Annotated in this window: 15 protein-coding genes; 4 read left to right on the top strand and 11 right to left on the bottom strand. The window is 33.4% G+C overall.

The annotated features are described in order from the left end of the window. Positions 1-97 precede the first annotated feature (97 nt). From argB to QE431_RS07970, 8 genes are all read right to left on the bottom strand, one after another. A complete protein-coding gene (argB, locus tag QE431_RS08005) occupies positions 98-871 on the bottom strand; it encodes an acetylglutamate kinase (protein WP_307294803.1) in 774 nt (257 codons plus the stop codon). A gap of 96 nt (positions 872-967) precedes the next feature. Next, entirely contained in the window at positions 968-1,915 is a 948-nt protein-coding gene (locus QE431_RS08000) for an N-acetylornithine carbamoyltransferase (protein WP_307294801.1), read from the bottom strand. An 85-nt stretch (positions 1,916-2,000) separates the two neighbouring features. Continuing rightward, positions 2,001-2,762 carry a glutamate 5-kinase gene (gene proB, locus QE431_RS07995; protein ID WP_307294798.1) on the bottom strand — a complete coding sequence of 254 codons (762 nt, stop codon included), beginning with the start codon at positions 2,760-2,762 and terminating at the stop codon, positions 2,001-2,003. Positions 2,763-2,947: 185 nt separating this feature from the next. Next, positions 2,948-4,141 (bottom strand): glutamate-5-semialdehyde dehydrogenase, encoded by a 1,194-nt coding sequence (locus QE431_RS07990; protein ID WP_307294796.1) that lies wholly within the window; start codon positions 4,139-4,141, stop codon positions 2,948-2,950. A 150-nt stretch (positions 4,142-4,291) separates the two neighbouring features. Beyond that, positions 4,292-5,431 carry an aspartate aminotransferase family protein gene (locus tag QE431_RS07985; RefSeq protein WP_307294795.1) on the bottom strand — a complete coding sequence of 380 codons (1,140 nt, stop codon included), beginning with the start codon at positions 5,429-5,431 and terminating at the stop codon, positions 4,292-4,294. Positions 5,432-5,510: 79 nt separating this feature from the next. After that, positions 5,511-6,488: an N-acetyl-gamma-glutamyl-phosphate reductase gene (gene argC, locus QE431_RS07980; protein ID WP_134141759.1), complete on the bottom strand. Its 978-nt coding sequence runs from the start codon at positions 6,486-6,488 to the stop codon at positions 5,511-5,513. After that, positions 6,481-7,674: an argininosuccinate synthase gene (locus QE431_RS07975; RefSeq protein ID WP_307294789.1), complete on the bottom strand. Its 1,194-nt coding sequence runs from the start codon at positions 7,672-7,674 to the stop codon at positions 6,481-6,483. The genes argC and QE431_RS07975 overlap by 8 nt, the downstream gene beginning before the upstream one ends. 55 nt (positions 7,675-7,729) lie before the next feature. Then, positions 7,730-8,377, bottom strand: a complete 648-nt coding sequence (locus QE431_RS07970; protein ID WP_307294786.1) for a GNAT family N-acetyltransferase — start codon at positions 8,375-8,377, stop codon at positions 7,730-7,732. Positions 8,378-8,578: 201 nt separating this feature from the next. On the opposite strand from QE431_RS07970, the gene QE431_RS07965 reads away from it, so the two are divergent. After that, entirely contained in the window at positions 8,579-8,746 is a 168-nt protein-coding gene (locus QE431_RS07965; protein WP_157848518.1) for a hypothetical protein, read from the top strand. Positions 8,747-8,846: 100 nt separating this feature from the next. On the opposite strand, the gene QE431_RS07960 is transcribed toward QE431_RS07965, so the two are convergent. After that, positions 8,847-11,117, bottom strand: a complete 2,271-nt coding sequence (locus QE431_RS07960; protein ID WP_307294781.1) for a M1 family metallopeptidase — start codon at positions 11,115-11,117, stop codon at positions 8,847-8,849. A 186-nt stretch (positions 11,118-11,303) separates the two neighbouring features. Here QE431_RS07960 and QE431_RS07955 point away from each other — a divergent pair, with 186 nt between their 5' ends. The 3 genes from QE431_RS07955 (at position 11,304) to QE431_RS07945 (ending at position 13,379) form a co-directional block, all read left to right on the top strand. Further along, a complete protein-coding gene (locus QE431_RS07955) occupies positions 11,304-12,155 on the top strand; it encodes an aldose 1-epimerase family protein (RefSeq protein WP_307294778.1) in 852 nt (283 codons plus the stop codon). Between the two features lie 9 nt (positions 12,156-12,164). Then, positions 12,165-12,713 carry a GNAT family N-acetyltransferase gene (locus QE431_RS07950; protein ID WP_307294775.1) on the top strand — a complete coding sequence of 183 codons (549 nt, stop codon included), beginning with the start codon at positions 12,165-12,167 and terminating at the stop codon, positions 12,711-12,713. Between the two features lie 111 nt (positions 12,714-12,824). Continuing rightward, positions 12,825-13,379: a DUF3575 domain-containing protein gene (locus QE431_RS07945; RefSeq protein WP_307294772.1), complete on the top strand. Its 555-nt coding sequence runs from the start codon at positions 12,825-12,827 to the stop codon at positions 13,377-13,379. Here the strand turns inward: QE431_RS07945 and QE431_RS07940 are convergent. Together QE431_RS07940 and QE431_RS07935 are read right to left on the bottom strand one after the other, a co-directional pair. Continuing rightward, positions 13,374-13,604, bottom strand: a complete 231-nt coding sequence (locus QE431_RS07940; RefSeq protein ID WP_057118431.1) for a VF530 family DNA-binding protein — start codon at positions 13,602-13,604, stop codon at positions 13,374-13,376. The genes QE431_RS07945 and QE431_RS07940 overlap by 6 nt on opposite strands. A gap of 106 nt (positions 13,605-13,710) precedes the next feature. Beyond that, the gene (locus QE431_RS07935) at positions 13,711-14,349 is read right to left on the bottom strand and encodes a hypothetical protein (protein WP_307294769.1); all 639 of its coding nucleotides are present in this window, start codon (positions 14,347-14,349) and stop codon (positions 13,711-13,713) included. Between the last annotated feature and the right edge of the window lie 63 nt (positions 14,350-14,412).

Here is a 14,412-nt window from a genome sequence, read left to right as displayed (position 1 = left end):
GTGACAGATTTAAAATCAAAATAAACTTTTTCATGTAAGTCTAAAATTATTTTCTCTTTTAACTAAAAAAATCAGAGTCAAATTGTGGCAACATTTTTTATAATGTAATCGTTGTATGCAGAATATTTGAGTTTTGAAGCATTCTGTGATGTCCAATTTTGATTTTCTGCACACCTCTTGACAAACTATTGAAACAGTTATCCAATTTCGGAATCATTCCAGAATGAATTACTTTTTCTTCTTTTAGTTTATTATATAATGTCTCGTTGATTTCTGTTATTACAGAGGAATCGTCTTCTGAATCCTGCAAAACGCCTTGTTTTTCAAAACAATATGTCAGTGTAACATCAAAAACTTCAGATAATGCAATTGATAATTCGCTTGCAATAGTATCTGCATTTGTGTTTAGTAATTGTCCGTTTTTATCGTGTGTAATCGCGCAGAAAACAGGAACAACTCCAGCTTCTAACAAAGTTGCCAATAATTTGGTGTTGACTTGTTTTACATCGCCTACAAATCCGTAATCGATTGTTGGATGATTTCTTTTTACCGATTGAATTAAATTTCCATCAGCTCCTGAAAAACCAATTGTATTATTGTCTTTGGCTTGCAATTGTGCCACAATGTGTTTGTTGATTTGTCCGGCATAAATCATTACCACAACATCCAGCATTGGAGCATCTGTAATTCGGCGTCCGTCAATCATTTGCGGAACCAAACCAATACTCTGTGCCATTTTCGTAGCCGATTTTCCACCGCCGTGAACTAATACTTTGTAGCCTTCGATTTTAGAAAAATCGGTTAAGAATTGTTCTAATTCTGCTGGGTTATCGATGATGTTTCCACCTATTTTTATTACTGATACATTCATAAGATTCTAAGGTTCTGAGATTCTAAGATACTAAGTTTTTTTGCGCAAAGTTTCTTAGCATCTTAGTAGCTTAGAATCTTAGCAACTTTAAAAAAATTATATTTTTTTAAGAATCTTCTGTAAAACTAATTGTGCCGAATACGTTCTATTATTCGCTTGTTCTATTACAATTGAATTTTCTCCGTCTAAAACTTCGTCGCTTACAATTACATTACGACGAACAGGAAGACAGTGCATGAATTTTCCGTTGTTGGTTAAAGCCATTTTCTCAGCTGTTACCGTCCAGTTCGGATCGCTGTTGATTACTTTTCCGTAATCATTGAAATTACTCCAGTTTTTTACGTAAACAAAATCGGCATTTTCGAAAGCTTTGTTTTGATCGTATTCTATTTTGCAGTCTTTTGTAATTTCCGGGCTTAGCTCGTAACCTTCTGGATGTGTGATTACAAAATCCATATCTTTTTGCATTTGCATCATTTCTACAAATGAATTAGCAACGGCTTGAGGTAAGGCTTTTGGATGTGGAGCCCATGAAAGCACTACTTTTGGTTTGTGTTTCGTTTTGAATTCTTCCATTGTAATGGCGTCTGCCAAAGATTGCAGCGGGTGACGAACAGCACTTTCCATGTTTACAATTGGCACTGTGGCATATTTCAAGAATCCTGAAATTACTGTTTCTTGGTAATCTTTTTCTTTATCTACCAAACCTGCAAAGGCACGGATTGCGATAATATCACAGTATTGAGAAACTACTTCTGCCGCTTCTTTAATGTGTTCTGAAGCACCAGAATTCATTACTGCTCCGTCTTCGAATTCTAATGTCCATCCTTCGTTGGTAAAATTCATTACCATTACGTTCATTCCTAAATTTAAAGCCGCTTTTTGTGTACTCAAACGCGTTCTTAAACTCGGATTGAAGAATAACATTCCTAAGGTTTTATTCTTTCCTAAACTTTGATTTTTAAGCGGATTCTTTTTGATTTTTATCGCTTGTTTTACCCATTTTGATAATGAGTTTATGTCTTTTATTGAGATATAGTTCATTTGTTTTTTTTAATTTAGATAATGTGATAATTAGAAAATTGGATAATTGCTCATTATATAATTAACTAATTTTCTAATTGACTCATTAGATTATTTTAGTAAACGGAATTTCGTCTTTTAATGCCTTTAAAATAAAATTATCATTTAATCCATTTACGATCCAGGTTTCGATATTTGCTGCTTTTGCGATTCCGGCTGCTTCGATTTTTGACTGCATTCCTCCCGTTCCGTGTGATGATTTCGATTCTCCGATTTCTTTTTCTAGAGTCTTTAAATCATTTACCAATTTTATCGTTTCCGGAATTTCATCGTGAATTGAATCTTTCGTATAAATTCCGTTCGTATTAGTGGCAATTATTAGAATATCTACATTTAGCAGCACCGCCGTTAAAGCTGCTAATTTATCATTATCACCAAACCGAATCTCATCTGTGGCAACAGTATCGTTTTCATTGATAATCGGAATGTAATTGTTTTTAACTAATACATTAATTGTATTTACAATATTCTTTTTGGTCTGTTCTTTTTCGAAATCAGAATAAGAAAGTAAACACTGTGAGGTATTTAATCCTAAATCTTTAAAATTTTCATTGTAAATCCGCATTAAATGAGGTTGTCCAATAGAGGCTAATGCCTGCTTTACAAAAACATCTTTATCTTGATTATCCAGCTTTACAAATTGCTTGGCCGCTGCAATTGCTCCAGAACTTACTATAATAAATTCGTATTCTTCGTTTAGAGCCGCAATCTGAATTCCGAGGTCTTCAATCTTTCCCCGCGAAATATGATTGGTTTCTTTGGTTAAAGTATTACTTCCTATTTTTAATAAAATCCTTTTTTTGCTCATCTAATTATTTTTAACCGCAAAGGGCGCAAGGTTTTTTTAATGTTGCAAACGCTTGTAAACACAAAGTTCGCAAAGCTTTATCTATACTTAAATTCCAAATTTGAAAATCCAAATTCCAAAATCGTTAGTCATCAATCTAAAATCTAAAATTCTAAGAAGTCTAACAATCTAAGAAAGTCTAATAATTATCTAATTTGTCCTTCTCCGTAAACGTACCATTTGTTTGTTACAAGATGCTGTAAACCAATTGGTCCTCTTTGGTGAAGTTTATCAGTGCTTATGGCTAATTCTCCACCTAAACCAAATTGTCCTCCGTCTGTAAAACGGCTTGAAGCATTTTGATAAACAGCAGCAACATCAACTGCATCCATAAATTCTTTCGCTGCTTGGTCATCTCTGGTAATTATTACTGCCGAATGTCCGCCACAATATTTATTGATCTTTTCGATTGCATGTTCCTCAGAATCAATTGTTCCGATTACAATTTTATAATCCAAAAACTCTTCGTACCAAATATCTTCGTTTTGAAGTGTCTCTGTATCTTCAAAATTCTCTAAAGATTTGTCGACGATAACTTCAACATTATTTTCCTTTAATGTTTCTATTAAAATGGCTGTAAAACCTTCAAAATTAGGAAGCTTAGAATCTATTAAAACTTTATCAACCGCATTACAAGCTGAAATTTTAGCTGTTTTAGCATTTAAAATTACCTTTAAAGCCAAATCAGTATCTGCATGTTCATGAACGTAAACAAAATTATTACCGCGTCCGCTAACAATTACCGGACAAGTGGCGTGTGCTTTTACAAACTCAATTAATTTTTCTCCTCCTCTCGGCACAATTAAATCGACTTTTTGAGTTGGTTTTTCTAAGAAAGCCTGAGTTTCTGCACGATTATAATTCAGATATTCCACCCATTCTTTCGAAACACCATTTTCCTCCAAAGCTTGATGCCAAAGACTCACAATCTTCAAATTTGATTTTAAAGATTCTTTTCCTCCTTTTAATAAAATCTTATTTCCGGATTTAAAAGCAATTCCACCGGCTTCGATTGTAACGTCTGGACGTGATTCGTAAATAATTAAAATCGTTCCGAAAGCAGCCGTTTTATTAATGACTTTAATTCCATTATCATGAGTAAAATGAAAACGCTCCACTCCAACGGGATCTTCCTGAGAAGCCAATTGGTTTAACGATAAAATCATCTCGTCGACTTTTTTATCATCTACTTTTAAGCGTTCTTCCATCGCTAAATCTGAGCCGTCGTAATCAGCAAGATCTTCCTGATTGGTCAAGATAATCTGACTCCGCTCCTGCTCGACCAGCTTTGCCATGGAACGCAAAACCAGATTGCGTTTTTCAATTGATAATGGATTCATAATTTCTAGTGGTTGGTTGTTTTTTGGCTGTTTCTTTTTATCGAAACTTTATTGATACCTAACAGGTTTTAAAAATCTGTTAGGATACTATACTTTGTCTTTCGAAACCTGACAGGTTTTAAAAACCCGTCAGGTTTAACGTAACGAGAATTAGTTTTTTAATTCTTCTAAACTTTCTTTTAAAGCTTTTACAAACGTATCAATATCAGCTTTTTTCACAGTTAAAGGCGGTAAAATTCTTAACAGGTTTTTATTGTTGGCACTTCCTGTAAAAATATGTTTTTCGATGATTAGCTTTTTTCTCAAAGCTGCAACATCAAAATCGAATTCTACTCCAAGCATTAGTCCTTTTCCTTTTACTTGTTTGATGCCGTCAACTTCTTTGATTTTTTCTAAGAAATATTCATAAACTTCATTTACATTCTTCTGTAAATCAAGTTTCTCAATTACATCCAAAACTGCGATTCCTGCTGCACAAGATAAATGGCTTCCGCCGAAAGTAGTTCCTAATAATCCGAAACTTGCGTCAAATTTTGGAGAAATCAAAATAGCTCCAACAGGAAAACCATTCCCCATTCCTTTTGCAACTGAAATAATATCAGCGTTGATTCCGTGATGTTGGAAAGCGAAGAATTTCCCGCTTCTTCCGTATCCTGATTGTACTTCATCTAAAATTAAGACCACATCATGTTTTTTACATGCTTTTTCTAAAGCCTGAAAAAATTCGGTTGTTCCTTGGTCTAAACCTCCAACTCCTTGAATTCCTTCGATAATTACAGCAGTTACATCTCCTTTAGCCAATTCAGCTTCAACTAATTCGATTTGGTTTAGCGGTAAAAAAGTTACTTCCTGCTGTGCATTTAATGGTGCAACGATTTTTTTGTTATCTGTAACTGCAACGGCTGCAGAAGTTCTTCCGTGGAAAGAATTATCAAAAGCTACAACTCTTGATTTTCCGTTATGAAAAGAGGCTAATTTCAAAGCATTTTCATTGGCTTCAGCACCAGAACTGCATAAAAACAATTCGTAATTTTCTAAACCAGAAAGTTTTCCTAATTTCTGAGCCAATTCTACCTGCAAAGGATTTTGAATTGCATTTGAATAAAATCCTAAATGGTCTAATTGATTCTTCAATTTTGCTACATAATCCGGCTGTGTGTGTCCGATAGAAATCACACCATGTCCGCTGTATAAATCTAAGTATTCTACTCCTTTGTCATCAATAATTGTACAATCTACTGCTTTTACTGGAGTTATGTCGTATAATGGGTAAACGTTGAATAAGTTCATTTTTGTTTTGTTTATTTTGTTTCAGGTTTCAAGTTGCTCGCAGAACGTGTAACTTGAAACTTTAAACCTGAAACTATTATTAAAATCCGCTTGGTTTCAAATGTAAACCTGTGGTTTCTTCTAATCCGAACATTAAATTCATGTTTTGAATTGCTTGTCCTGAAGCACCTTTGGTTAAGTTATCGATAATTGATGTTATGAGAACCCGGTTTCCTTTTTTCAATAAACTAATAATACATTTATTCGTCTGCACCACTTGTTTCATGTTGATGTTTGTTGTGGTTACGGTTACGAAAGGTTCATTTCTATAGAAATCTTCGTATTTCGCAACCAATTGTTCCAAACTATCATCTGAAAGTGTGTATAGTGTTGCAAAAATCCCTCTTGGAAAATCTCCTCTGTTCGGAATAAAAAGTAATTCGCTTTCGAAATCTTCTTGTAACTGCACCAAACTTTCTCCGATTTCTCCCAAATGCTGGTGTTCAAAAGCTTTGTAATGCGACATATTATTGTTTCTCCAGCTAAAATGTGAAGTTTCAGAAAGACTTACGCCCGCACCTGTACTTCCAGTTGTAGCATTAATATGAACATCATTATTCAGTCCGTTATGTTTCGCTAAAGGCAATAAAGCCAACTGAATAGCTGTCGCGAAACAACCTGGATTTGCAATATAATTTGCTTTTTTAATTTCAGCTTTGTTCAATTCTGGCAAACCGTAAATAAAATCTTTTCCTTCGAAATGAGCATCTTTATTCAATCTGAAATCATTTCCTAAATCGATAATTTTTGTATGGCTTGCGAATTTATTTTCCTGCAAAAATGAAATTGATTTTCCGTGTCCTAAACATAAAAATACCACATTTACGTCAGGATTGATTATATCAGTAAAACTCATTTCAATATCACCCATCAAATCATGGTGCGCCACAGAAAGTGGTTTTCCCGCATTTGTCGTGCTGTAAACAAAATCTATGTTTACTTTGGGATGATACATTAATATTCTGATGAGTTCTCCAGCTGTATAGCCTGAACCACCAATTATTCCGACATTAATCATGATCTAATTGATTTACAGATGAAAATATGTTTTGTGCATTTCCAAGAATTTTGATAAATCCTTTTGCATCTTCAGATGTCCATGCGTTGTTCATTTCTCCATACTGGCCAAAACCTGTGTTCATCAAATCGTTTTTAGATTCAATTCCGTCAAGTGAGAAATGATATGGTTTTAGTGAAACCGTTACAGTCCCGTTTACTGTTTTTTGCGTGTCTTGCAAAAATGTTTCGATATTACGCATTACTGGATCTAAGAACTGACCTTCGTGAAATAACATTCCGTACCAGTTTCCTAATTGTTCTTTCCAATATTGCTGCCATTTTCCAAGAGTATGTTTCTCTAATAAATGGTGCGCTTTAATGATAATTAATGGTGCAGCAGCTTCAAAACCAACTCTTCCTTTAATTCCTATAATAGTGTCACCAACGTGAATATCCCTTCCAATCGCATAAGCATTTGCCAGTTTTTCAAGGGCTACAATATTGTTTGAAGGTTTATCTGTTTTTCCGTTAAGTCCAACTAATTCTCCCTGCTCAAAATGAAGCGTTACTTTTTCTTCACCTTCTTTTTGCAATTGAGAAGGATAAGCTTCACTTGGCAACGGTTGGATTGAAGTTAAAGTTTCTTTTCCTCCAACACTTGTTCCCCAAAGTCCTTTATTGATAGAATATTGCGCTTTTTCCCAAGAATAATGAACTCCGTTTTGAGCTAGATAATCTACTTCTTCTTGTCTTGAAAGTTTTAAGTCTCTAATTGGCGTAATAATTTCAATTTCTGGGGCAATAGTTTGGAAAATCAAATCAAAACGAATTTGGTCGTTTCCTGCACCAGTACTTCCGTGTGCGATTGCATTTGCGCCAACTTTCTTAGCATATTTTATAGCTTCAATTGCTTGAAAAACACGTTCTGCGCTTACAGATAAGGGATAAGTATTGTTTTTTAATACATTTCCGAAAATCAAATATTTTATAGCTTTATCATAATATTTGTCAACGATTGTAAGATTTGCGTGCTGGGCACTTCCTAATTCGTAGGCTCTTTTTTCAATGGCTGATAACTCTTCTGCATCGAATCCTCCTGTATCTACAAGTACAGTATGAACTTCGTATCCTTTTTCATTTTTTAAATATTTCAAACAATACGAGGTATCTAATCCTCCGCTATAAGCTAATACTACTTTTTTCATTTTTTATAATTTTGGCTAATACTTTCGTATTTAGCAGTTTGAGATTTCTTTTTAATTAAATTTTGAATAAAAAAACAAACGACAATAATTTGTTTAAAAATAAAGCCTGCTTAATTTTTTTAAGTCTGCTTAAAACAGCCTCATTAAAAGGATGTCTTGGCGGTGTTTTTTGTTTTTCCTTCGGATCGTATAACATTCCTGTACAAAGGCACATTTTATTTTCTTTGCTTTGTAAAATTGCAAAGTTAGTACAGGTTTTACATCCTGCCCAAAAGCTTGGATCGGTTGTTAATTCAGAGAAAGGAACAGGTTTGTAACCTAATTCAGAATTAATTTTCATTACAGCAAGGCCAGTGGTAATACCAAATATTTTTGCATCTGGAAATCTCTGTAAAGAATAGTCAAACACTTTCGACTTAATTTTTTTTGCCAAACCTAAACTTCTATAGTCAGGATGTACAATTAATCCCGAATGTGCCACGAATTTTCCGTGCTGCCAGCTTTCGATATAACAAAAACCTGCAAATTTCCCATCTGCCAGAGCAATCATTGCATCACCATTCGACATTTTTTTCTGAATGTACTCAGGAGTTCTTTTAGCAATCCCCGTACCTCTTAATAAGGCAGATGATTCTATCGTATCGCAGATTTCTTGTGCGAATTTGAAGTGTTCTTCCTGGGTAACAACAATAGAGATCTTCATTTCAATAATTGAAGTTAGAGTTAAAAATTAAAGAATATTGTTTGTTTTGAAATCCAGAACTGAATCCAATAAAATTAATCAAAATAGAAGTAACATATTCAAAATCAAAAAGTTGATTCAGAAAATTTACAAAATAATAAATACTTTTAGGATATGTTTGTCCAATGGACAAATTATGTGATTTCAAAATGAAAAATGGATATGAATAAATATACGGCTATAAAACTCAGTGAATACTATAGAGATAGTATCCGTACTTCGGGAGAAGTAATCGGTGAGTTTGTCCGTGACAAAGAAGTTATATGTAAACTTATTTTATTCATCGGTGCAAAAGTACATTATTTTTTTATTTACAAGACAAAAAAATAAAAAACTAACATTTTTTTTACGTTTTGTGAATAAACACAAAAGCAAAACCCGATAATTATTGCTAATTATCGGGTTTTAAATATTTTATATTTTTACAATTTTACTTTTTCGTAAACGGAATTACTTGACCGTTTCCTAAAAGTATCATATCGAAACCAGTTTTGGCTTCATTAAATTTAAATTTTAATCCAGCTCTTTGCGACTCAAATGTATCTTTTTCGTTTGCAACAGGATCTAAAGCAAATTTTGGATAATTTGGAAGCTCTGCATTTAGCACACTGTTTTTCTCTGTCAATTCAATTGTTAGAGGTGATTTAGAAGTACTATAATTTCCTAAATATCCGTCTAGAATAATATCTTTCTCTAATTTACCTTTTCCCGCTGTCCAAACGTTGTTTGATTCATTATTATCGGGAAAAGCATGATTTGGATCTAATGTTATACTTTCAATTTCTTCAGTAGAATTATGTTTGAAAGACCAAGATTTATTTTTCTGCCAGATTTCTACAGGAAGATTAACCCTTGTCACTTTACCGCTTTTTCCTTTAACATCTAAAACGATCGGCATTGGCATTTTATCAAAGTTTTCAACTGTAATTACAGCTCCTTTTGACGGATCATTTTTTACATATTTAACTGAATTGATTCCTTGGTCAAAACGCCAGTTATTTACAAACCAGCTTCTCCAGAACCAGCTTAAATCTTCACCAGCAACATTTTCCATAGATCTGAAAAAGTCATCTGGCTGTGGATGTTTATAAGCCCAACGTTCGATATAAGTTCTAAAAGCAATATCAAAACGCTCTTTTCCTAAAACTTGTTCTCTTAAAAGAATAAGACCTGCACTTGGCTTGAAGTAACACAACATACCAATATTTGCTTCCTTCATATTATCAGGAGAACTCATAATTGTTTCTAGATCAGGACGAGTAAAAGATTCTGCTGATTCATGTAAATCTGTTGCAGGCTCTTTGTATTCTCCATTATTAAACGCTTCTGTACTTAATGAGTTAATAAATGTATTAAATCCTTCATCCATCCAGCCGAATAATCTCTCATTTGAACCAACAATCATTGGGAACCAGATATGACCAAATTCGTGGTCTGTAACTCCCCATAAATCTTGCCCTTTAGATTTCCATCCACAGAAAACAATTCCAGGATATTCCATTCCTCCTTCATTTCCTGCAACGTTTGTCGCAGCTGGATAAGGATATTCAAACCATTGTTTAGAATAATGCTCAATCGATGCTTTTACATATTCTGTAGAACGTCCATAAGCACCTTGACCAGCACTTTCTACAGGATAAGCTGATAATGCCAAAGATTTTTTACCGCTAGGTAAATTTATTTTTGCTCCATCTAAAATGAAAGCTGGAGACGATGCCCAAGAAAAATCACGTGCATTTTTTATTTTATAATGCCAAGTTTTTTCTGTTCCAGCGTTTGTATTTGCTGTCGCTGCCACATCTTCTGCAGAACGAATTGTAACTGTTTTATCGCTGTCAGATGCTTCTTTGTATTTTTTGAATTGATCACCAGAAAATACTTCTTGACCATTTAACAACTCTCCAGAAGCTACTACATAATGATTTCCTGGAACAGTCAATTTCACATCAAAATCGCCATATTCTAAGTAAAACTCAGAAGCGCCTAAATAAGGTGCAGTATTCCACCCTCTTACATCATCATACACACACATACGCGGGTACCATTGTGCGATTGTAAAAATTTTTCCGTTTTTAGTTTCTAAAACCCCCATTCTATCAGACCCTTCGAAAGGCGCGATAAAAGAGAATTCGATTTTAATTTTTACAGATGCTCCTTTTGCAGCCAATTCTTCTGGAAGAAAAATCTGCATTCTTGTATCTGTTACAATATATTTTGCATCAACTTCTGTTTTCTTTTTTCCAACAGAAATTACTTTTACTGATTTAATTTTGTTTCCACCGTCAAAAACTTGCCCTTGAGCTCCGTTACGGCTTCCTGTTAATGGCACAACAGCGTTTCCTCTAGAATCCTCCTTAAATAAGTTTTGATCTAAATTCAACCATACAAATGACAATTTATCTGGACTATTATTTGTGTATGTGATTTCGTCTGTACCTACAATCTCATTTGTAGTTCCGTTTAATTTTGCCGTAATCTGATAATCGGCTCTATTCTGCCAATATTCCTGCCCAGGCTGACCGCTCGCAGCACGAGTTGTAGTTCCATTTTTTGTATAAAAATGTGGACCAAAGGCATCATGATAATTGTAATTATTGACTGGATTTGCTGTTGTCGCTGACGGAGTTTGCTGCGCCCAAACAGATGAAATCCCAAAAAATAAAGCCGCGGTTAAAATGGCTTTTGCAGATTGCTTTTTCATATTTTTTAGCTGTTTATGTAGCAAATTAATGAAAAAAAAAGCTATTCACAGAGAAAATTTAAAACATAAATTCAATTTTAGCAAAATTTTATCAATAAAATAATTTAAGCCTTTTTCTTAGAAAACTAAATTTTATAAAATATATTTACATCAGTATATAAACACATTCATTTTATCCTTATTATTTTGACTACAACTATATCAAATTCAATATTAAGCGCTTCTATCAAACATTCTGGAGCTGAGCTATTTTCTATAAAAGACAACCAAAACAATGAGTATATCTGGGAGGGCAATCCAGATTTCTGGGGCAAGCACTCCCCTGTTCTTTTTCCAATTGTTGGTACTTTAAAAAACAATTCTTATAAAATTAACGATAGGGAATATCATTTACCCCGTCATGGTTTTGCTCGTGATATGGAATTCGAATTAATCGATAATAGCGAAAACAGAGTAGTTTTCTCACTGCAGTCTTCTACAGAAACATTGACAAAATATCCTTTCGAATTTGAACTACAACTTATTTATACGCTTAACGAAAGTTCACTAACTTTAGAATACAAGGTTATTAATAAAGGAGATACCACTATGCCTTTTTCTATTGGTGCACATCCTGCAATTGCACTTCCTGGAAATTTCGATGATTACGCTCTTGAATTCGAAAAAGAAGAAGCACTAAAATATTATATTCTTGAAAATGATTTGATTTCATCTCAAACCAAAATTCTAGAAACTACGCATAATATTGTGCCTTTGAATTATGAATTATTTAAAAATGATGCTTTGATCTTTAAAACATTAGAATCAAAATCTTTGATTATTCTTAAAGATTCAAAACCTTATGTAAAAGTAGCTTATAATGATTTCCCAAGTTTAGGAATTTGGACCAAAGAAAATGCACCTTTTATTTGCATTGAACCATGGCTTGGATATTCCGATACTGACGAAAACTCAGGAGATTTATATGAAAAAGAAGGAATTTTGACTTTAGAAGAAAATAAAAGCTTCGCTGCAAAATTTAGTATCACAATATTATAACACAACAAAATGTTAGATTTTAATTTTAGTCCGTTCCCAGTCGTAGAAACCGAGCGTTTAATTTTGGATGAAGTCAATGATGGAGACGTAAAAGAAGTTTTTGAACTACGCTCTAATCCTGAAACCATGAAATATATTCCAAGACCTTTGGTAAAGGATTATGAAGATGCGATGGAACATATTAAAATGATCAAGGAAAAAATTGAAAATAACACTGGAATAAATTGGGCTATTCGATTGAAGGATAATTCTAAACTTCTCGGAATTATTGGTTTTTACAGATTACAGCCAGAAAATTACCGTGCTGAAATTGGTTATATTATTTTACCTGAATTTCAAGGAAAAGGTTTAGTTCCAGAGGCTGTTACTCGACTTATAAAATTCGGATTTGAAGATTTGAGACTGCATTCTATTGAAGCTGTTATTGATCCAGAAAATTATGCTTCAGAAAAAGTACTCCAAAAATGTGGTTTTACAAAGGAAGCCCATCTTAGAGAAGCTGAATTTTATGAAGGAAAATTTCTTGATAAGGTAATTTATTCATTACTAGAAAGATAAACTTTTCTTCTTGTTAAAGTAACTTTTTATACAATAGTTATCTACCATTATACGTTATATTTGCGCTCGAAATTAGCTAAAATTGCTTGTTTTGAACCTGAAAACACTTTTATGAAAAAAATACCTGCCTTATTTGTTCTTTTATTTTGTATACAGTTGCAAAGTCAGACTTTTGTAAAATTTAATGGAGCAACTGCTTTGCTTGCAATCCCAAATGTTGGAATTGAAACAAGTATTGGCGAAAAAATGACTTTTAGTGCTGATGTAATGGCTTCTTTTTGGGAATCATTTAATGGTCATAATCCAATGAAATTTATTACTGTAACTCCAGAAATTCGTTACCATTTTAAAGAAAAATATAATGGCTTTTATGTAGGTGGTCATATAGGAGCTGATAAATATGAATTACAAAAATGGAATTACTGGAATAGTAATCATTATGAAGATGGGTTCGGTTATAGGCTTGGTGCTACTGTAGGTTACAACCTAAAATTAAACGACAAATTTTTACTAGACTTTTTCGTTGGTGGAGGCTGGCATCAAGGTTTTTATCATGGTTACTACAATGATGGAACTCCAGGAAGATATGAAAAAGCGGTGCATTGGAATAAAAGCGGCGAATGGCTTCCTTACCGTGGCGGCGTAATGATTTCGTATAAATTATAAATTAGAGAATTTAGGCAGCGATTTTACGTAGAGTTCTTCAACTTTTTTTCGAGCCCAATCTGTTTTTCTTAAAAAAGTAAGACTCGATTTAATACTTGGATTTGATTGAAAACACTTAATTGGAATTAACTCTCCTAAAGTATCAAAACCATAATGATCTACTAAAGTTTCTACAATTTTTTGAAGTGTGATTCCGTGTAAAGGATCTTTGGATTGATTTTGCATTTTATACTTTTTAAATTATATGAAAAGACCGTACTATAAAAAAGTACGGTCTTTCTTTTTTGCAAAATTACTAAATAGAATTTTACATGAATCAAATAAAAAATAATTAGAACAAGAATTTAAATCCAACAGAAATTGGAGATGTTAAATTAGGATTACTTCCTCCTAAAGCTGTATTGTAAAACGGATCTACATTTGCAACATGAGCTAAACCAAAATTGGTAACTGTTGTTTTTTCTCCCGTTTTTGGATCAATTGTTGTCGATGTAAAGTTGGCCAAGTCATAAGAAAACTCGACAGAGAAATTTTTAGTTACGAAATAATCGAATCCTCCTGATAGCGATACACCAACCTGATTCACTTTTAATTCACTTTCTTTCTCTTTACCTGTAATAATTGGCACTGCCAATTGTCCAAAGAAATAAAGAGAACCAGCAACATTCCAATACTTTCTCACTAACGGCTGAGCAACAAACAAATCTGTTTTGGCAGTTGTTCCTGCACCAGAATCTGCTTTAATATTAATATATCCAACTCCTGCACCAACAGCAACGGATGGCGTTACAAATGTTCCAACAATTGGCAGTACAGATAAAGTGGTGTTTTTCGCATCAGCCGATTTCGTCTGCTGATAACCAAATTGAGACGTTGCAAACCAAGTACCTTTTAAACCTTGACCTGAATCTTGAGCTTTAGCTGTTAAACTAATTAATACAATACTTACCAGTGTTACAATTTTTTTCATTTTAATTTTGTTTTTGAATTATAAAGCAAACTTAAAAGGAAGCATTTTTTTCGCAGCTGATTA

Origin of the sequence: Flavobacterium sp. SORGH_AS_0622 (assembly GCF_030818825.1) — a bacterium.
Lineage (GTDB): Bacteria > Bacteroidota > Bacteroidia > Flavobacteriales > Flavobacteriaceae > Flavobacterium.
This window is presented reverse-complemented; position numbering and strand designations above follow the sequence as displayed.